This is a genomic window from Acidovorax sp. GW823-FHT05D11 (genome assembly GCF_058795695.1).
Genome location: NZ_CM179502.1, coordinates 3038872 through 3057774, shown reverse-complemented (window position 1 = coordinate 3057774; position 18903 = coordinate 3038872). Strand labels below are relative to the sequence as shown.

Genomic DNA, 18903 nt, shown 5'->3' with positions numbered 1-18903 from the left:
GCCGGCCCCGCGGCGTGGGTTTCACATGCAATTCAGCCATAGCCCGCCTGCGCCACCGTGGCCAGCAGTTGTGGTGTGCGGCGCAGCGCTGCAGGCGTCTGCCCAAGCCAGCGCAGACAGTCGCGGTGGAAGTGGGCTTGGTCGGCGTAGCCGTTGTCGGCTGCAATCTCCGCCAGCGGTTTGGCCGTGCCGAGCGCCTGCGCTGCACGGCGCACGCGGGCCAGCGCGCGCCAGAAGCGGGGCGATTGGCCGGTGGAGCGTTGGGTCAGGCGCTCCAACGTGCGTTCGGACACCCCTAGGCCGTGTGCTGCCGCGCCCACCGTGGCTGCATGCGCCAGCGCGTGTAGCGCCTCTTGGACGCGTGGATCCCTTTCGGTGTGGTGGTCGATGGCCTCCAGCAGCAAGGCTTCCAGCGCCGTGGTGTCGTGGCCCAGGCCGCAGGAGCGTGGCCCAGCGCGGCGCCTGTGCTGGTGCCAGATGGCCCGTGCGGACTGCAGCAATGCTGCTGCATCGATGGTGGTGCCGGGACACAGGCGGTAGCCCAGCCACTGCTCGCCAGCGCGTCCGGGCACCTCCATGGCAGCGTCGGCCAGTGGTGAGATATGCCAGGCGGAGTGCCCGCAAGCCTCCACATGCAGGATGAGGTCGCTGCAGCCATCGGGCAGCACCGTGGTGGCACTGGCATCGGTGGTGTCGAACTGCCAGCGCGCCAGCACGGTCAGTGGCAGCAAGGGGCTGGTGCTGAGAGAAGGCGGCACGTCTGGCATGGCAGGCCCGCCGTCAGCGCTTTTGTGTGGTGCGAAAGCGCACCTCGCCCGGGTTGTGTCCTGCGTCGATGGTGATACGGAACACACTGTTGTCATGGCCAGACTGCGCCCGCGCTGTGAAGCGAATGCCCCGGCGCGTGGGCAGGCAGCTCATCTGGCTCAGGGTGATGGCGGCATGGTCGTTGTTGATCTGCGCAAAACCCTCGGTGTGAACCGCGGCGGCGCTGTCGGTGCGGTCCCGCGCGATCCACTGCAGGTAGAGGAAAGACTGCGCGTAGCGCGTGGCGTGCACGATGCGGTACGTGCCGCCGCCTTCACCCGGATGCACCGGGGCGGGCCACTGACCGCAAACCTTGACCCAGTCCACATCGGGCGCGGCGGTGAAGGATTCATACGGCATGTCTTGCCCCAGCGCGTGGGCATGCCCCGCACAGGCCAGCAGCGCGGCCGCCAGCCAAGGCGCGATGGGGCTGGGCGCGCGCCTCACCGCTCGCCCTTGCGGTAGGGCTTCATCAGCGCCTGCGGGTACGCTGCCTTGCGCGCCACCAGCACCAGGGCCAGTATGGAGAGCAGGTAGGGCAGCATCAGATACACCTGGTACGGAAGCCACGCGCCGCCCGCCTGCTGCAGCCGAAGCTGCAGCGCATCGAAAAAAGCGAACAGCAGCGCGCCCAGCAGTGCCTTGCCGGGGCGCCACGACGCGAACACCACCAGCGCGACGCAGATCCAGCCGCGCCCGTTCACCATGTTGAAGAAGAAAGCGTTGAACGCCGACAGCGTGAGGAAGGCCCCCGCCACACCCATCAACGCCGAGCCCGCCACGATGGCCCCCGTGCGCGTGGCCGCCACCGGGATGCCCTGGCCCTCGGCGGCCTGCGGGTTCTCGCCCACCATGCGCACGGCCAGGCCCAGCGGCGTGCGCATGAGCACCCAGGCCAGTATCGGCACCAGGGCCAGCGCCAGCAGCGTGAGTGGCGTCTGCGCTGAGAGAATGGGCACGCCCAGCCAATCCATGGCGGCGAAGGGCTCGATGGTGGGCGGCGTGTTCACCTTCGGAAAGCTCACGCGGTAGCCGTAGTAGCTGAGCGCCGTGGCCAGCAGCGTGATGCCCAGGCCCGAGACATGCTGCGACAGCGCCAGCCCCACCGTGAGCCAGGCATGCAGCAGCCCGAACACGCCCCCCGTGAGCGCCGCCACCAGCACCCCGGTCCACAGGCCGTGCCCGGCGTACACCGTGAGCCAGCCCGTGAAGGCGCCCGCCACCATGATGCCCTCGATGCCCAGGTGGAGCACGCCGGCGCGCTCGCACAGCAGCACCCCGAGCGTGCCCAGGATGAGCGGCGTGGCCACGCGCAAGGTGGCGATCCAGAAGGCCGGATTGGCCAGGATGTCGAGGAGTTCGGTCATTTCCACCTCACCCGGTACTGCGTGAGCAGGGTGGCGACGAGCACCGCGATGAGCGAGGTGGCCACGATCACGTCGGCGATGTAGGTGGGCACGCCCACCGCGCGGCTCATGCTGTCGGCACCCACCAGCACGCCGGCCACGAAGGTGCCCGCCGCGATCACGCCCAGCGGGTGCAGCCCGGCCAGCATGGCGATCACGATGCCGCTGTAGCCATAGCCCGGCGACATGTCGAGCGTGACGTAGCCGGTGCGGCCCGCCACCTCGATGGCACCGGCCAGCCCCGCCAGCCCGCCCGAGAGCAGGGCCACCAGCACCACGGTGCGGGTGATGGGCACGCCGGCAAACGCGGCGGCCCGCGCATTGGCACCGGCCGCGCGGATGTCGAAGCCCGGCACCGTGCGCCGCAGGATGGCCCAGAGGATCAGTGCCAGGCCGATGGCCCACAGCAGTCCCGTGTGCAGGCGCGTCTGCGGCACCAGCCTGGACAGCTCCAGGTCTCCCTGCAGCGCCACGCTCTGCGGCCAGCCCATGGACAGCGGGTCTTTCATGGGGCCGTCGAGCAGGGCCGAGACCAGCAGCAGCATGATGAAGTTGAGCAGCAGCGTGGTCACCACCTCGTCCACCCCCAGGCGCGACTTCATGAGTGCCGGGCCCAGCAGCAGCAGGGCGCCGGCCAGGGCCGCCGCCAGCATCATCGCCGGGAACAGCAGCCAGGGCGACCATTCCAGCCCCGTGCCGCCATGCAGGCCGCCCACGGCCACTGCGGCCAGCGCGCCGGCATACAGCTGCCCCTCGGCACCGATGTTGAACAGCCGCGCGCGAAAGGCCACCGCCGCGGCCAGCCCGGTCAGGATCAGCGGCGTGGCGCGCGTGAGGGTTTCGGTCAGCGCGAAGACCGAGCCGAAGGCGCCCTTGACGAGCAGTGCATAGGTCTGGCCCACGGGCGCGCCGGCCCACAGCACCAGCAGGCCGCTGATGACGAGGGTGAACACCACGGCGCCCACCGGCGCCGCTACGTAGGCGGCGGGGGAGATGTGGTTGCGTTTTTCAAGCCGCATGGGTCGGCGCTTCGTGGGGAATGGAGGGCATCGGATTACCATCCGCGGCGGCGACGTTCGGCTTGCACCACGCAGGCCGCCAATAACGGGAGGGAGAGATCATGCAAAACCTGGTGTGGGGATGGCTTGGGCGCCTGTTGCTGTGCGGCGCGCTGGCGCTGGGCTGCGCAGGTGCCATGGCACAGGCATTGACCGGCGAGGGCCCGGCAACGGCTGCGCCGGTCGCCCCGCCGGACCTGCCGCTGAAGAACGAAGCGGAATACACCGCCGACATCAACGAATGGCTGGACCACACACGCAGGCTGCAGGAAGAAGGTCGGGTGCGGCACAGGCGCATCACCATCGGCGTGGTGTCGGCCCTGGTGGCAGGCTTTCTCGGCCTGCTGCTGCATACCTGGCGCAGCGGCCGGCCCATGGCCTTCAAGATCAGCCGCGTGCTGCTGTGGGCGCCCCTGTTCCTGTTGGCGGGGGTGTGGTTCTTTCCATCCATCATCCTGATGGTGATGGGGTGTGCGCCCGTGATGCTCGGCGTGTGGTGGCGGCGCGCCCTGTCGTGGTGGGAGCTGTCCATCGCCTCCGCGCTGTACCTGCCGGCCCTGGTGTTCACCTGGCTTGTCTTCAGGACACTGGCTGGCATGGGCGGCGGGTAAGGGCCCGGGCGCTGAATCGGCGCCTGCGCAGTCACGGGGTTTCCTCCGCGCTGCTGGCGGCGCCCGCCATCGCCAGGCCGATGGCCTCGCGCGTCCAGCCCTCTGCGGGCCGCGCTGCGCTCAGGTGCCCCTCGTGCATCACCGCCACGCGGTCGCCCAGGGCCAGCACCTCGTCGAGATCGTCCGAGATCAGCAGCACGGCGGCACCGCCGTCGCGCGCGTTGATGAGCTGCTGCTGCACGAAGGTGACGGCGCCGATATCGAGCCCCCAGGTGGGCTGGTGGGCCACGATGAGGCGCGGCGCAGGGGCGCTCTGGCTGGCGTCGTAGGGCGGCAGCAGGGCGCGGCCCAGGATGAGCTTTTGCATGTTGCCGCCCGAGAGCGCGCGGGCAGGGGTGTCGGGCCCGCCGCCGCGCACGTCGAAGGTCTCGGCCACGCGCTGGGCATGCTGGCGCGCGGCGCCGCGCTTGACCCAGAAGGCCCGGAACCAGGGGTGGGCGAACCAGTGGCTGCGCAGGCGTTCGGACACGGCGTTCTCCCACACTGGCAGGTCGCCCACCACGCCCACGGCATGGCGGTCCTCGGGGATGCGGGCCACTCCCTGGTCCACCACCCAAGCCGGGCGGGCCTGCAGCGGCGTGCCCAGCAGCGTGACCTGGCCGGCGGTGGCGGCGCGCACGCCGCACAGCACATCGGCCAGCGCCACCTGGCCATTGCCCGAGACACCGGCGATGGCGACGATCTCGCCGGCGTTCAGGGTGAGCGATACGCCCTGCAGCCGATCACGACCCGTGGATGCCGTGGATACGTTGGCCAGCGCGCACACCGGCGCACCCACGCTCCGGGCGGGGCGGCGTTCGCTGGCCTCGATGGCATGGCCCACCATCCACTGCGCGAGCTGGCCTTGCGTGGTGCCCTGCGCGGGCGCCTCGGCCACGAGCTTGCCCTGGCGCAGCACGGCCACGCGGTGCGATACGCGCAGCACCTCGGCCAGCTTGTGGCTGATGAAGATGATGGACAGGCCCTGCGCCACCATCTGCGCGAGCGTGTCGAACAGTGCTTCGCTTTCCTGCGGCGTGAGCACGGCGGTGGGTTCGTCCAGGATGAGGATGCGCGCGCCCCGGTACAGCGCCTTGAGGATCTCCACGCGCTGGCGCTCGCCGACCGAGAGGCCGCCCACCAGCGCCTCGGGCCGCACGGGCAGGCCGAACTGGCGGGACACCGCCAGCAGGCGCTCGCGCGCACCCGCGCGCCGTGAGAAGGGCTGCCACAAGGGCTCGGTGCCCAGCAGCACGTTGTCCAGCACCGTGAGGTTGTCGGCCAGGGTGAAATGCTGGTGCACCATGCCGATGCCCGCCGCCAGCGCCGCGCGTGGCTGGCCGGGCGGCAGCGGCTGGCCGAAGACCTCGATGTGGCCCGCGTCGGCCACGTAGTGGCCGAACAGGATGGACATCAGCGTGGACTTGCCCGCCCCGTTCTCCCCCAGCAGTGCCAGCACCTCGCCGCGCTGCAGCGCAAGGCTGATGCCGTCGTTGGCCACCAGCTTGCCGAAGCGTTTGGTGATGCCCTGCAGCCGCAGGACGGGGCCGGAGGGGTCCGTCATTTCCAGTTCGAGAGAAAGGCCAGCAGCACCTTGGCGGAATTGGCCGCCGCCAGGCCCATGAAGGTGCCCATTTCATTCTCGCCTTCGCCACCACCGGCCAGATCGCTCAGCGAGCGAAAGGCGATGTAGGGCACGCCGTTGCTGTGGGCCACCATGGCGGTGGCGGCGGTCTCCATGTCGAGCACATTGGCCTCGAAGGTCTTGAACGCGTATTCGCGGAAAGCCTTGTTGTCCACGAAGGCCTGGCCCGACACACCGTTGCCGCCCACCACGAGCTGCGGGCGCTGTTTCAGGCAGGTGCTGGCCAGGCAATGCGCCAGGCCCACGTCCTGCAGGCCGCGCGCGGTGGCCAGCATTTGGGGGTCCGCCTCAAACCAGAACTGTTTGGTGATGCCGGGCTTGGCCGCCGACCTCACCTCGACCGGGCGCGGATGCATCATGCCGAAGGCGGGCATCGTCAGCTCGCTTTTCATCCACGCGGGGGCGCTGTACTGGCCGGGCTGGTCTTCACGCGCCATCAGCCATTCCATGTACTGGCCCCACTGCGCGGGCACGGTCACGTCGCCAATGTGCAGGCCGGGGTTCACGCCGCCGGCGATGCCGGAAAAGACGATGTGGCTCACGTTGAAGCGGTCCAGCACCAATTGCGTGTTCATGGCCGCGTTGGTCATGCTGATGCCCGACAGGAACACCACCACGGGCTTGCCCGAGAGCGTGCCGGTGGTGAACTCCACGCCGTTGACGCTGTGCCTGGCCGGCTGCTGCACCTGGGGCAGCAGCACCGTCAGCTCGGGTGCAAAGGCCGAGATGACGGCGATGCGCGGGGTGCTGTCCAGCCGTGCCGCCTGGCCCGGCGCGATCGCGGCGCAACCCGCCACCAGCGTGGCCAGGGCCAGGGCGCCCAGCAGGCGCATGCACCGCGCGGCCAGGGCGGTTGTCTCGGGGCGGTGGGAAAGCGGTGCGGGCATGGCGCTCCTTGTCGGGAAAAAGAAGAAAAGGAAAAATCGTACAGCGCAGCGCAGCGCACGGCGGCGCAGGCCACAGCGCAGCCGGTGCCCGCGCGCCGGGGTGCCTACCTGGCCGTGGACTTGGGCTGGCTGTCGTCCACCTTCACGCTGAACTTGCCGGCCAGGATGTCGGCCTCCTTGGCCTTGACCTTGGCCACGATGTCGGCGGGCACCTTCTTCTCGAACGTGCCCAGCGGCGCCAATTCAGAGCCCTTGTGCTTCATCATCGAGTAGGGGCCGTAGTCCTCGGCCGTGAACTTGCCGTCCTTGACCAGCTTGAGGGCGCGTTCGATGCTGGGCTCCATGTGCCACAGCGCGGAGGCGACCACGGTGTCGGGGTACTTGTCCTGCGTGTTGATCACGTTGCCGATGGCCAGCTTGCCCTTCTCCTTGGCCGCGTCGGACACGCCAAAGCGCTCGGCATAGAGCACGTCGGCGCCCTTGTCGATCATGGCGAAGGTGGCTTCCTTGGCCTTGGGCGGGTCGAACCAGCTGTTGATGAAGGTGATGGTGAACTCGATCTTGGGGTTGGTCTCCTTCGCGCCGGCCATGAAGGCGTGCATCAGGCGGTTGACCTCGGGAATGGGGAAGCCGCCGACCATGCCGATCTTGTTCGTCTTGGTCATGCCGCCCGCGACCATGCCGGACAGGTAGGCGGGCTCCTGGATGTAGTTGTCGAACACGCTGAAATTGGGCGCCTGCGGCTTGCCCGAGGAGCCCAGCAGGAACGAGGTCTTGGGGAAGTCCTTGGCCACCTTGCGGGCGGCGGTCTCCACCGCGAAGGCCTCGCCCACGATGAGCTGGTTGCCGCCGGTGGCGTACTCGCGCATCACGCGCTCGTAGTCGGCGTTGGAGACGTTCTCGCTGGCCTTGTATTCGATCTCGCCGCGCGCTTCGGCGGCCTTCAGTGCCTTGTGGATGCGGCTCACCCACTGCTGCTCGTAGGGCACCGTGTAGATCGCCGCGACCTTGATCTTGGACTGCGCGTGGGCCAGCGAGGGCGCCAGGCCCATGGCGGCCGAAAGGGCCATGGAAGTGCAGAGCAGGCGTCCGGTGAAGATGCGGCGAGTGGTCATGGTGGAGTCCTTCAGACAGGCAAACAAGGAGGAATGGGTGTCAGCAGCCAAGCAAGGAGCGCGCCAATGGGCAGCCGCCCGGTGGCACGAGGCCGGAGGCAAGTCTGCCAGAGGAAAGCCACCAGTTGGTAAAAAAATGACGCGCCAAAAAAACCACCGGAGGGCCTGGCCCCGCGGTGGCTGGTTCGCGATGGCGTGCCGTGCGCCTACTTGGTGCCGAAGATCCGGTCCCCCGCATCCCCCAGCCCCGGCAGGATGTAGCCGTGGTCGTTCAGTTCGCGGTCGATGGCGGCGGTGAAGATCGGCACGTCGGGGTGGGCCTTTTGCAGCGTGGCCACGCCTTCGGGGGCGGCCAGCAGGCACACGAACTTGATGGAGCGGGGATTGAGTTTTTTCAGGCGGTCCACGCAGGCGGCGGCCGAGTTGCCGGTGGCCAGCATGGGGTCCACCACGATGATGTCGCGCTCGTCCATTTCGGACGGCATCTTGAAGTAGTACTCCACCGGCTGCAGCGTGGCCGGGTCGCGGTACAGGCCAATGTGGCCCACGCGGGCGCCGGGCACCACGTTGAGCATGCCGTCGAGGAAGCCGTTGCCCGCGCGCAGGATGGAGACCAGTACCAGCTTCTTGCCGTCGATCACCTGGCCGGTCATGGTCTCCAGCGGGGTTTCGATCTGCACGTCCTGCAGGGGCATGTCGCGCGTGACTTCGTACGCCATGAGCGTGCTGAGCTCGCCCAGCAGGCGGCGAAAGCTGTTGGTGCTGGCGTCCTTCTTGCGCATCAGCGTGAGCTTGTGCTGGACGAGGGGGTGGTTGATGACGGTGACGTTGCTCATGGCTGGGCCTGTGTTTTGGGGGATGGAAAGAGGCGCGCCTGCATTTTTACCTGACAGAGGCGCTGGCGGCAGGCACTGTCAGGGTTGCGGGCTGCCGTGCGGCCGGCCGTGGCGGGCCGCTGGCGTCGCCCTCTGGGGCTGGCGGCGGCGGCGCGGCGCATGGGTGAGTCTAATCCGACAGGAACCGCGCATAGCGCGCCAGGTCCACATTGCCGCCGCTGATGATGACGCCCACCCGTTCGCCCTGCAGCAGCTTGCCGCCGTCATCGACACCCGAGAACGCGTGCGCGCCCGCATAGGCAAGGGCGCCCGTGGGCTCCACCACGATCTTCATGCGCTCCGCGAAGAAGCGCAGGGACTGCATGAGCTGGGCGTCGCTCACGCTCAGGATGTCTTCCACCCGCTCGCGGATGATGGGAAAGGTGAGCTCGCCCAGCGCCTGGGTCTGCGCGCCATCGGCGATGGTGTGCGGCGTCGGGATGCGCACGATCTGCCCCGCCCGCAGCGACTGCTGGCCGTCGTTGCCGTTTTCGGGCTCCACGCCGATCACGCGGCAGCGCGGTGCCAGGGCGCCCGCGGCCAGCAGGCTGCCTGCCAGCAGGCCCCCGCCGCCCACGCACACGAACAGGTAGTCGAGGTCGGGCACTTCTTCAAAAAGCTCCAGCGCCGCGGTGCCCTGGCCCGCGATGACGTGGGGATGGTCGAACGGAGGCACCAGCGTCATGCCGCGCTCCAGCGCCAGGCGGCGGCTGATGGCCTCGCGGTCCTCGGTGTAGCGGTCGTAGGTGACGACCTGGGCTCCATAGGCGCGCGTGGCCGCCATCTTGGAGGCGGGCGCGTCTTCGGGCATGACGATGGCGACGGGCATGTCCAGCAGGCGGGCCGACAGCGCGATCGCCTGCGCATGGTTGCCGGCCGAGAAAGCCAGCACGCCGCGTTCGCGCTGCTCGTCGGTGAACTGGGCGAGCGTGTTGAAGGCGCCGCGAAACTTGAACGCGCCCGTGCGCTGCAGGTTCTCGCATTTGAAGAAGAGCTGGGCGCCCAGCATTTCGTCGGCGGTGGTGGAGCGCAGCACCGGCGTGCGGTGCGCGATGCCCTTGAGCCGGTGCGCGGCGGCGGCCACGTCGTCGTAGGTGGGCGGGGTCAGACTGGGCAATGTCATGGCGGCGTCCTCGGGGCAGGGGCGGGCAGGGGGTTGCCCGTGTTCGCCACATGATAGCCCCAGACGCGATCGCCGCGCGCCGAAAAGGCCTCTGCCGGTTGTCCTGTCAGCGCGGGCAGCTATCAATTTTGATTTTTCGCGCCGGTCTCGCGGCGCGGCGCTCTCAGCCCAGTTCGCTGAACCGTACCAGCGGCGCCAGGGCCGGGAAGTCGCCCGCGCGCTTTTGCTTCATGGCCGTGACCGACTCGCGCACATGCTGGTTGCTCCAGATGGCGCCCTGCAGCCAGCCCATCTGGCGCAGGCTGTCTTCCACGCTGTGGTCGCGCGCGTAGTTCACGGCCTGCTTGGTGCCCCAGATGGCGACGGGGGGCTTGGCGGCGATCTCCTGGGCGCATTGCAGGGCGGCGGCCAGCATGGCCTCCTGCGTGTCGAACACCTCGTTGACCAGCCCGTGGCCCAGGGCCCTGGCGGCGTCCAGGCGGCGGCCGGTGTAGGCCAGTTCTTTCACCACGCCCAGCGGGATGAGCTTGGGCAGGCGCTGCAGCGTGCCCACGTCGGCCACCATGCCGATGTTGATTTCCTGGATGCAGAAGAACGCATCCGCCGTGGCGTAGCGCACGCAGGCCGCCGTCACCATGTCCACCGCGCCGCCGATGCAGCCGCCGTGGATGGCCATGATCACGGGAATGCGCAGGTTCTCGATGCGGGTGAAGGTGGCCTGCATGTCGGTGAGCAGGTCGAAGATGGCGGCGCGGCCTTCGGGGCTCTGGTCGTCCATGGTGATGGCGCCGCCGAAGGTCTCCAGCGCCATGCCCGCGCTGAAATGCTTGCCCGTGCTGCTGATGACCAGCGCGCGCGCCTCGCCCGCCTGTTGCAGGTGGGCCAGCACCTCGTCCAGCTCGCGCCAGAACGTAGGGTGCATGGTGTTCATGGCCTCGGGCCGGTTCATCACCAGGTGGGCGACATGCTGGGAGATGCCGAGGCTGAAGCAGGTGAGGGTCTTGTTCATGGGGTGCCACTGTAGACCCGCTGGCCCCGGCAGTGTCGTCGCCTGGGTGACTTTGGATGATTCTGGCTTCAAGCCCTTATCTATCAAGCGCCAATAGCTATCAAATAAGGAGCGTTTGCACGAGGGTGGCAGACGGCCGTGGCATGGCCCGTCAATCGCCGCCCCCGCCGCCGCAGCCGCCGCCATCCCCTGCGCCGTCGCTCCCGCCTCCATCCGAGCTGTCGGCGCCGCCGAAGTCTCCCGAGCTGCCGCTGTAGCCGCCGTCCGAGAAGCTGGTGCCGCAGTAGCTGTCGCCGCCGCTGCCGCCCGCATCGCTCTTGCGGGCGATGTCGGAGCAGTCAGGCACGTAGGCAAAGCCGCCCGGGATGGCGAACTTGGCATCCAGCGCGAACAGCAGGGGCAGGCGGCTGGGGGCCTTGGGGTCGATGGATTCCTCCTTGCACACCCAGTACCAGCAGCGGCGCAGGCCGTCGTTGTGCCGGGCCTTCGCGCCCAGCGCCTCGGCGGGCGTGTGGTGCAGGAAGAAGCCCAGCGCATGGTGGCACCAGTGCTTGTAGGCCTGGGTGTGCAGGATGAACTCATGCCACAGCACGTCGACCGCCCTGGAGGGCATGGCCACGAACTGCTTGTTGCCGCGCAGGCAGGCCATGAAGAACTGGCGCAGGCCCCGCTCCACCAGCTCGCAGTCGCGCGTGTTCAGGTGGGGGTAGGTTTCGCGCAGCTTGCGCTGCAGAAAGCGGGGCAGGGGGGCTTCGCGGATGGTGCGCTGGCGCACCGCGCGGGTCCACTGGATCGCCAGGGCCGTGATGATGACCGTGGCAAGGAAATACAGGAGCCAGGGCCAGCGCAGGCGCCAGGCGCCGCCCAGGAGCCCGGCGATGGCAACCACCCACGCGGCAATCGCCAGCGGCACGGCCTTGCTTGCCCACCACAGCAGCATGTTGTCGATGCGTTTCATCGTCCCTCCTTTTTTGTTGTTGTGTGGCGATTTCACGGCGGTTTTGTGACCGATTGATGACACTTCGGGTGGTGTCGCCAGGGGGCACGGCTGGTGTGCCCGCCGCACCATCACCACCCTGCTGCAGCGGCGGTGACAGTGCCGCGCCGGGGACGCAGGGCAGGGGCGGGAATCTGCGCCCCGCCCGTGGTCAACGGCGCTTGCTGCCGCCGAAGATGCTGCCCAGCACTCCGCGCAGGATCTCCTTGCCCAGCGAGGTGCCCATGGTGCGCACGGCCGACTTGGCCATGGTCTGGGCCAGGCCGTCGCGTTTGCCGCCGCGCGGGCCTGTGGTGCCAAACAGCACGTCGTTGAGCCCGCCCATCAGGCCGCCGCCGCTGTCTTCCGTGTTGGTGGGCGTGCCTTTGCTGCCATTGGCTGGCGCCTGGGCACTGGCTTCGGCCGCGCGGCCCTTGAGTTTTTCGTAGGCCGACTCGCGGTCCACCACCTTTTCATACACGCCCGCGACCAGCGAGTTGGCCACCAGCATCTGGCGCTGCTGCGGCGTGATGGGACCGAGCTGGCTGCCGGGCGGCAGCACGAACACCCGTTCGGTGATGCTCGGGCGGCCCTTGGCATCGAGAAAGCTCACCAGCGCCTCGCCCACGGCCAGTTCGGTGATGGCGGTCTCGATGTCGAGGCCCGGCTTTTGCCGCATGGTGGTGGCCGTGGCCTTCACGGCCTTCTGGTCGCGGGGCGTGAAGGCGCGCAGCGCATGCTGCACGCGGTTGCCCAGCTGGGCCAGCACGCTGTCGGGGATGTCGAGCGGGTTCTGGGTGACGAAATACACGCCCACGCCCTTGGAGCGCACCAGGCGCACCACGAGTTCGATGCGCTCGATGAGCACCTTGGGAGCCTCGTTGAACAGGAGGTGGGCCTCGTCGAAGAAGAACACCAGCTTGGGCTGCTCGGGGTCGCCGATCTCGGGCAGTTGCTCGAACAGCTCGGACAGCATCCACAAGAGGAAAGTGGCGTACAGGCGCGGCGAATTCATGAGCTTGTCGGCCGCCAGGATGTTGACCACGCCGTGGCCGTCCACCGTCTGCATGAAGTCCTGGATGTTGAGCATGGGCTCGCCGAAGAACTCGCTGCCGCCCTGCTGCTCGATCTGCAGCAGCCCGCGCTGGATGGCGCCCACGCTGGCGGCGCTCACGTTGCCGTATTCGGTGGTGAACTCCTTGGCGTTGTCGCCCACGTACTGCAGCATGGCGCGCAGGTCCTTGAGGTCCAGCAGCAGCATGCCGTTGTCGTCGGCGATCTTGAACACCAGGTTGAGCACGCCCAGCTGGGTTTCATTGAGGTTGAGCATGCGGCCCAGCAGCAGCGGGCCCATGTCGGACACGGTGGCGCGCACCGGGTGGCCCTGTTCGCCGAACACGTCCCACAGCGTGGTGGGGCAGGCCAGGGGGGCGGGCAGGGGAAGGCCGCGCTCCTTGAGCACGGCGGCCAGCTTGTCGCCGACCTTGCCGGGCTGGCTGGCGCCCGTGAGGTCGCCCTTCACATCGGCCATGAACACCGGCACGCCGATGCGCGAGAAGTTCTCGGCCAGGGTCTGCAAGGTCACGGTCTTGCCCGTGCCGGTGGCGCCGGTGATGAGCCCGTGGCGGTTGGCCAGCCCGGGAAGCAGGTGGCATTCGATGGTGTCGTGCTTGGCAATCAGCAGGGGTTCGGCCATTTCGGGTTTCCTCGGGGGTACAGGTTCGGCAAAAAGTAAAATCGCGCTCAGTAGATTAAATCAATACAAAAGGATCTCTCGTGGCAGGACACAGCAAATGGGCGAATATCCAGCACCGCAAGGGGCGGCAGGATGAAAAACGCGGCAAGATCTGGACCCGCATCATTCGCGAAATCACCGTGGCTGCCCGCTCGGGCGGCGGCGACCTGTCTGCCAACCCCCGCCTGCGCCTGGCGGTGGACAAGGCCAAGGCGGCCAACATGCCCGCCGACCGCATCAAATACAACATCGACAAGGCCACGGGCAACGCCGAAGGCCTGACCTACGAGGAAATCCGCTACGAAGGCTATGGCATTGGCGGCGCGGCCATCATGATCGACACCATGACCGACAACCGGGTGCGCACCGTGGCCGAAGTGCGACACGCGTTCAGCAAACACGGTGGCAACATGGGGACCGAAGGCTCGGTGGTGTTCCAGTTCAAACACTGCGGCCAGCTGATCTTTGCCCCTGGCACCAGCGAGGACAAGGTGATGGAAGTGGCGCTGGAGGCGGGCGCCGAAGACGTGGTGACCGACGACGATGGCGCCGTGGAGGTGCTGACCGCTCCGGCCGACTTCGAGGCCGTGAAGAACGCGCTGGAGGCGGCGGGCCTCACTGCCGAGGTGGCGGGCGTGACCATGCGGCCCGAGAACACCATTGAACTGACCGGCGACGACGCCGCCAGGATGCAAAAGCTGCTGGACGTGCTGGAAGACCTGGACGATACGCAAGAGGTCTACCACAACGCCGCGCTCTGACCTCGGCGCCGCTGGATCGCCGATTTTTTCTTGCGCTGACCTGTTTTCCGACTGATATTTCCCCGAACCCCGCCACGCAGCCCGGTGCTGCGGGCCGGGTTCACCAAAGGCTCCTATGAAAGTACTTGTGATTGGTGGCGGCGGCCGTGAACACGCGATGGCGTGGAAACTGAGCCAGTCCCCCAAGGTGACCAAGGTGTATGTGGCGCCCGGCAACGGTGGCACCGCGCTGAACCCCAAGCTCGACAACGTGGCCATCTCCGACGTGCGCGAGCTGCGCGTATGGGCGCAGGCCGAGAAGATCGCGCTGACGGTGGTAGGCCCCGAGGCGCCGCTGGCCGCCGGCGTGGTCGATGAGTTCCGTGCCAACGGCCTGCGCATCTTCGGCCCCACCAAGGCCGCTGCGCAGCTCGAAAGCTCCAAGGCCTTCTCCAAGGCCTTCATGCGCCGCCATGGCATTCCCACGGCCGACTACGACACCTTCACCGACCCGGCCGCCGCCCACGCCTTCGTGGACCGCCTGGGCGCCCCCATCGTCATCAAGGCCGACGGCCTGGCCGCTGGCAAGGGCGTGGTCGTGGCCATGACGCTGCAGGAGGCCCACGATGCCGTGGACTTCATGCTGGTGGACAACAAATACGGCGTAACGCACAACGAAGGCGGTGCGCGCGTGGTGATCGAGGAATTCCTCGAAGGCGAGGAAGCCTCCTTCATCGTGCTGTGCGATGGCAAGAACGTGCTGGCGCTGGCCACCAGCCAGGACCACAAGCGCCTCAAAGACGGCGACGAAGGCCCCAACACCGGCGGCATGGGGGCTTACTCGCCCGCGCCCGTGGTCACGGCCGACGTGCACGCCCGCGCCATGCGCGAGATCATCCTGCCCACCATCCGGGGCATGGAAAAGGACGGCATTCCCTACACCGGTTTTCTGTATGCCGGGCTGATGATCGACGCCAAGGGCCACCCCAAGACGCTCGAATTCAACTGCCGCATGGGCGATCCCGAGACCCAGCCCATCCTGATGCGCCTCAAGAGCGATTTCAGCGATGTGATGGTCGCCGCGGCCGATGGCAAGCTCGACCAGATGGAGCTGCAATGGGACCGCCGCACCGCGCTGGGCGTGGTCATGGCAGCCCACGGCTACCCGGAGAACCCGCGCAAGGGCGACCCCATCACCGGCCTGCCCGCCGAGGCCGACGATGCCGTGGTGTTCCATGCCGGCACGCAGCTGAAAGACGGCGTGGTCAGCGTGACCGGTGGCCGGGTGCTGTGCGTGACGGTGCTGGCCGACAGCGTCAAGCAGGCGCAGCAGCGTGCCTACGACGTGGCGCGTGGCATCCAGTTCGATGGCGCGCAGTACCGCCGCGACATTGGTTTCCGCGCGGTGAAATAGCCCCCTCCTGAGTCGTCGCCTGCGGCGCCTTCCCCCGCAGGGGACGACGCCCTCGCGGGGGCGGCCCTTGCTGGGCGTCCCTGGCCTGGGCCGCGCCAGTTTTACCGGCAGCGCATGGCGCCGATGGCAATGGACAACTGAAATGCAACAACCTGGATTGAATCCGGCCACGACCGTGGCGACCGTACGCAGCTACTTGCAGGGCCTGCAGGCGCGCATCACCGATGCGCTCGAGGCCGTGGAAGGAGAGGGCGGTGCACGCTTTCTGGCCGATGCCTGGAGCAAGCCGCCCGGCGAGCCGCTGCAGGGCGATGGCATCACCAAGATCCTGGAGGGCGGCCGGGTGTTCGAACGCGCGGGCTGTGGCTTCAGCCATGTGCGCGGCCCGCAGCTGCCACCCTCGGCCACGCAGCACCGGCCCGAGCTGGCCGGTGCGCCGTTCGAGGCCATGGGCGTGTCGCTGGTCTTCCACCCGCGCAACCCCTATGTGCCCACCGTGCACATGAATGTGCGCATGATCGCGGCGGGCCATCCGGGGCAGGCGCCGACCTGCTGGTTTGGCGGTGGCATGGACCTCACGCCGTACTACGGCTTCGAGGAAGACGCGGTGCACTTTCACCGCACCTGCCGCGATGCGCTCAGCGCCTTTGGCGACGACAAGTACCCACGCTTCAAGCAGTGGTGCGACGAATACTTCTACCTCAAGCACCGCGGCGAGCAGCGTGGCGTGGGCGGGGTGTTCTATGACGACTTCTCGGAGCTGGGCTTTGACCAGAGCCTGGCCATGACGCAGTCGGTGGGCGACGCCTTCCTCAAGGCCTACCTGCCCATCGTGGAGAAGCGCCAGAACCTGCCGTTTGGCGAGCGCGAGCGCGACTTCCAGCTCTACCGCCGGGGCCGCTATGTGGAGTTCAACCTGGTGTGGGACCGGGGCACCCACTTTGGCCTGCAGTCGGGGGGGCGCACCGAGTCCATTTTGTTGTCCATGCCGCCGCTGGTGTCGTGGTCGTACCAGCGCTCCGATGCCGCCGATTCGGCCGAGGCGGCGCTGTTGCAGAGGTTCCTGGTGCGCCGCGACTGGCTTGCCGAAGGTGCCGCCCCCACCGCCTGAAAGCCGGGTCCAAGGGTGTGAACACCGCAAAAGCTATAATTTCAATAGCTGCCCGCGCTTTTCACACCAGCGCAAGAGGCCAAAAACACCTCAAACTGCTGCAGCGCCAAAGCACAACACCAGCGCAACACCCAAGGCTCAGCCCGCTGGCTGTGCGCTGCGTTGCACGCTATATTGATTCCATTCCCTCTCTATTCACCGCCTGATGACCACCTCCACCAAATCGGAAACCGCCGCCAAGAAAGACGTCACCAAACTCCAGCGCGCCATCGTCGATGGCCTGGAGGACGTCAAGGCGCAAGACATCCAGGTCTTCAACACCGAGCATCTCTCGCCGCTGTTTGAACGGGTGATCGTGGCATCGGGCACCTCCAACCGCCAGACCAAGGCCCTGGCCGCCAGCGTGCGCGACGCGGTGAAAGAAGCGGGCTTTACCAAGCCGCGTATCGAAGGCGAAGACAACGGCGAATGGATCATCGTGGACTGCGGCGCCGCCGTGGCGCACATCATGCAGCCCGCCATCCGCCAGTACTACCGCCTGGAAGAGCTGTGGGGCGACACGCCCGTGCGCCTGAAGCTCGGCGCGGCCAAGCCGGTCTCCAGCGCGGCCACCGAGCTGGCCGAGAAGAAGTCGGCCCAGAAGGCGGCGAAATCCGACGCCAAGGCCGCTGGCAAGGCGCCTGCAAAAAAGACGGCGGCGCCCACCGTGGCGGCCCGTTCCGGCAAGGCCACGGTGAAGGCCGTGGCCAGGACCGCCGCCAAGACTGCCGCGGCTGCGCCGGCCAAGTCTGCTGCCGCCAAGCCGGCTGCGAAGGCCCACGTTGGCAAGCCCGCCGCCAAACCCGCCAGCAAGACCGCGGGCAAGGTTGCCGGCACGGCAGCCGCCAGGAAGCCCGCAGCGCCCAAGGCACCCGTCAAGACCGTGGTCGTGAAGCCAGGCGGCGCGAAAAAGCCCGCAGCCAAGAAATCATCGGCCCCCGTGGGCAAGGCGCCTGCGCGCGCGGCCGCCAAGCCGGCGTCCAGGACCGCTGGCGCCGCCGCAGCGGCAAAGCCCGCGGCCAAGAAGGCTCCAGCCCGCAAGGGCTGATGCGTGGGCGGGGCTGTGTGCTGGCCGCTACGCCTGCGCACGGCGCCCCCCTCTGAACCCCAGGTGCACATCACATGAAGCTGCTTATCGTGGCGGTCGGGCAGCGGGTGCCTGACTGGGCGCAAACGGCTTACGACGACTACGCCAAACGCTTTCCGCCCGAACTCAAGGTCGAACTCAAGGCCGTCAAGACCGAACCGCGCGGCTCCAAGACCCTGGAGACGCTGTACGCCGCCGAGCGCGAGCGCATCGAGGCGGCCATCCCGCGCGGCACGCGCGTGGTGGCGCTGGACGAGCGCGGCACCAGCCTCACCACCAAGGCCCTGGCCGAACGGCTCAAGGGCTGGCAGCTGGGTGGCGATGACGTGGCACTGGTCATCGGCGGCCCGGACGGGCTCGATCCGGCGTTTCGCCAGGGCGCGCGCGAGCGCATCCGCCTCTCGGACCTGACTTTGCCCCACGCCATGGTGCGCGTGCTGCTCATCGAGCAGCTGTACCGCGCCTGGTCGGTGAACGCCGGGCACCCCTACCACCGCGAGTGAGGGCTGGATCGGCGTGCGGGCGAAATACTATATTTTTTATAGCTACTAGCGCTTGATGGATAAGCGTTAGAGCCGGTTTTCTTCTCAAAATCCGTTCATGCCCGACTTCATCTACCTTGCCTCCCAGAGCCCCCGCCGGCGCCAGCTGCTCGAACAGCTGGGCGTGCGCCACGAACTGCTGCTGCCCAACGTGGACGGCGACGAGCCCGAAGACGCCGAGGCCATCGAGGCGGTGCTGCCCGGCGAGGCGCCCACGGCCTATGTGGAGCGCGTGACCGGCCTCAAGCTGGATGCCGCCGTGGCCCGGCGCGCGCGCCGGGGTTTGCCGGATGCGCCCATCCTGTGCTCTGACACCACCGTGGCCTTGGGCCGCGCGATTTACGGAAAACCCGACGACGCACAACACGCTGCGCGCATGCTGGCCGAACTGGCAGGGCACGAGCACCGCGTGCTCACCGCCGTGGCGCTGCAGGTGGGCCCCAGGCGCCTTTCTGCGCTGTCGGTGTCGCGCGTGACCTTCGCCGCCATGACGCCCGCGCAGATTGATGCCTACGTGGCCACGGGTGAGCCACTGGGCAAGGCCGGGGCTTACGGTATTCAGGGCCGGGCTGCTGCCTATGTGGAGCACCTGGCTGGCAGCTATTCGGGCATCATGGGGTTGCCGATGTACGAGACAGCGCAACTTCTGCGCGCCGCCGGGTTTCAGATATGACCCTCCTGAGT

General features: G+C 68.0%; 19 protein-coding genes. 7 read left to right on the top strand and 12 right to left on the bottom strand.

The genetic code is table 11. The features are described 5' to 3' along the window. Positions 1–32 precede the first annotated feature (32 nt). The 4 genes from AC3RCE_RS14205 to AC3RCE_RS14190 all read right to left on the bottom strand — a co-directional run bounded on the left by AC3RCE_RS14205 (position 33) and on the right by AC3RCE_RS14190 (position 3232). Complete coding sequence (locus tag AC3RCE_RS14205) at positions 33–767, bottom strand: AraC family transcriptional regulator (protein WP_492253285.1); 735 nt, start codon at positions 765–767, stop codon at positions 33–35. Between the two features lie 13 nt (positions 768–780). Further along, a complete protein-coding gene (locus AC3RCE_RS14200; RefSeq protein WP_492253284.1) occupies positions 781–1167 on the bottom strand; it encodes a hypothetical protein in 387 nt (128 codons plus the stop codon). 83 nt (positions 1168–1250) lie between these two features. Next, positions 1251–2174, bottom strand: a complete 924-nt coding sequence (locus AC3RCE_RS14195) for an ABC transporter permease (RefSeq protein WP_218341156.1) — start codon at positions 2172–2174, stop codon at positions 1251–1253. Continuing rightward, entirely contained in the window at positions 2171–3232 is a 1062-nt protein-coding gene (locus tag AC3RCE_RS14190) for an ABC transporter permease (protein ID WP_218294855.1), read from the bottom strand. Before AC3RCE_RS14190 ends, AC3RCE_RS14195 begins: the two co-directional genes overlap by 4 nt. Before the next feature lie 101 nt (positions 3233–3333). Here AC3RCE_RS14190 and AC3RCE_RS14185 point away from each other — a divergent pair, with 101 nt between their 5' ends. Then, the gene (locus AC3RCE_RS14185; RefSeq protein WP_218341158.1) at positions 3334–3882 is read left to right on the top strand and encodes a hypothetical protein; all 549 of its coding nucleotides are present in this window, start codon (positions 3334–3336) and stop codon (positions 3880–3882) included. A gap of 31 nt (positions 3883–3913) precedes the next feature. Here the strand turns inward: AC3RCE_RS14185 and AC3RCE_RS14180 are convergent, their stop codons facing one another. The 8 genes from AC3RCE_RS14180 to AC3RCE_RS14145 form a co-directional block, all read right to left on the bottom strand. Further along, complete coding sequence (locus AC3RCE_RS14180; RefSeq protein ID WP_492253283.1) at positions 3914–5485, bottom strand: ABC transporter ATP-binding protein; 1572 nt, start codon at positions 5483–5485, stop codon at positions 3914–3916. After that, positions 5482–6453, bottom strand: coding sequence for a 5'-methylthioadenosine/S-adenosylhomocysteine nucleosidase (locus tag AC3RCE_RS14175; RefSeq protein WP_255594649.1), 972 nt, complete (start codon positions 6451–6453; stop codon positions 5482–5484). The genes AC3RCE_RS14180 and AC3RCE_RS14175 overlap by 4 nt, the downstream gene beginning before the upstream one ends. A 104-nt stretch (positions 6454–6557) precedes the next feature. Further along, positions 6558–7568, bottom strand: coding sequence for a BMP family protein (locus AC3RCE_RS14170; RefSeq protein ID WP_492253282.1), 1011 nt, complete (start codon positions 7566–7568; stop codon positions 6558–6560). A gap of 206 nt (positions 7569–7774) precedes the next feature. Beyond that, complete coding sequence (gene upp, locus AC3RCE_RS14165; protein WP_218294859.1) at positions 7775–8404, bottom strand: uracil phosphoribosyltransferase; 630 nt, start codon at positions 8402–8404, stop codon at positions 7775–7777. Positions 8405–8573: 169 nt separating this feature from the next. Further along, complete coding sequence (locus AC3RCE_RS14160) at positions 8574–9566, bottom strand: threo-3-hydroxy-L-aspartate ammonia-lyase (protein WP_218294860.1); 993 nt, start codon at positions 9564–9566, stop codon at positions 8574–8576. Positions 9567–9729: 163 nt separating this feature from the next. Then, complete coding sequence (locus AC3RCE_RS14155) at positions 9730–10575, bottom strand: enoyl-CoA hydratase-related protein (protein WP_218338487.1); 846 nt, start codon at positions 10573–10575, stop codon at positions 9730–9732. Positions 10576–10726: 151 nt separating this feature from the next. Continuing rightward, entirely contained in the window at positions 10727–11533 is an 807-nt protein-coding gene (locus tag AC3RCE_RS14150) for a glycine-rich domain-containing protein (protein ID WP_492253281.1), read from the bottom strand. A 190-nt stretch (positions 11534–11723) separates the two neighbouring features. Further along, positions 11724–13247 carry a helicase HerA-like C-terminal domain-containing protein gene (locus AC3RCE_RS14145; protein ID WP_492253280.1) on the bottom strand — a complete coding sequence of 508 codons (1524 nt, stop codon included), beginning with the start codon at positions 13245–13247 and terminating at the stop codon, positions 11724–11726. Positions 13248–13327: 80 nt separating this feature from the next. Here AC3RCE_RS14145 and AC3RCE_RS14140 point away from each other — a divergent pair, with 80 nt between their 5' ends. The 6 genes from AC3RCE_RS14140 to AC3RCE_RS14115 all read left to right on the top strand — a co-directional run bounded on the left by AC3RCE_RS14140 (position 13328) and on the right by AC3RCE_RS14115 (position 18892). After that, positions 13328–14047: a YebC/PmpR family DNA-binding transcriptional regulator gene (locus AC3RCE_RS14140; RefSeq protein ID WP_218294864.1), complete on the top strand. Its 720-nt coding sequence runs from the start codon at positions 13328–13330 to the stop codon at positions 14045–14047. 115 nt (positions 14048–14162) lie between these two features. Then, positions 14163–15440, top strand: coding sequence for a phosphoribosylamine--glycine ligase (gene purD, locus AC3RCE_RS14135; RefSeq protein ID WP_492253279.1), 1278 nt, complete (start codon positions 14163–14165; stop codon positions 15438–15440). A gap of 142 nt (positions 15441–15582) precedes the next feature. After that, the gene (gene hemF, locus AC3RCE_RS14130; protein WP_218338490.1) at positions 15583–16551 is read left to right on the top strand and encodes an oxygen-dependent coproporphyrinogen oxidase; all 969 of its coding nucleotides are present in this window, start codon (positions 15583–15585) and stop codon (positions 16549–16551) included. A gap of 205 nt (positions 16552–16756) precedes the next feature. Further along, positions 16757–17638, top strand: coding sequence for a ribosome silencing factor (gene rsfS, locus AC3RCE_RS14125; protein WP_218294867.1), 882 nt, complete (start codon positions 16757–16759; stop codon positions 17636–17638). 74 nt (positions 17639–17712) lie between these two features. Continuing rightward, the gene (gene rlmH / locus AC3RCE_RS14120; RefSeq protein WP_492253278.1) at positions 17713–18180 is read left to right on the top strand and encodes a 23S rRNA (pseudouridine(1915)-N(3))-methyltransferase RlmH; all 468 of its coding nucleotides are present in this window, start codon (positions 17713–17715) and stop codon (positions 18178–18180) included. Between the two features lie 97 nt (positions 18181–18277). Further along, the gene (locus tag AC3RCE_RS14115; protein ID WP_369642544.1) at positions 18278–18892 is read left to right on the top strand and encodes a Maf family protein; all 615 of its coding nucleotides are present in this window, start codon (positions 18278–18280) and stop codon (positions 18890–18892) included. The last annotated feature ends 11 nt before the right edge of the window (positions 18893–18903 follow it).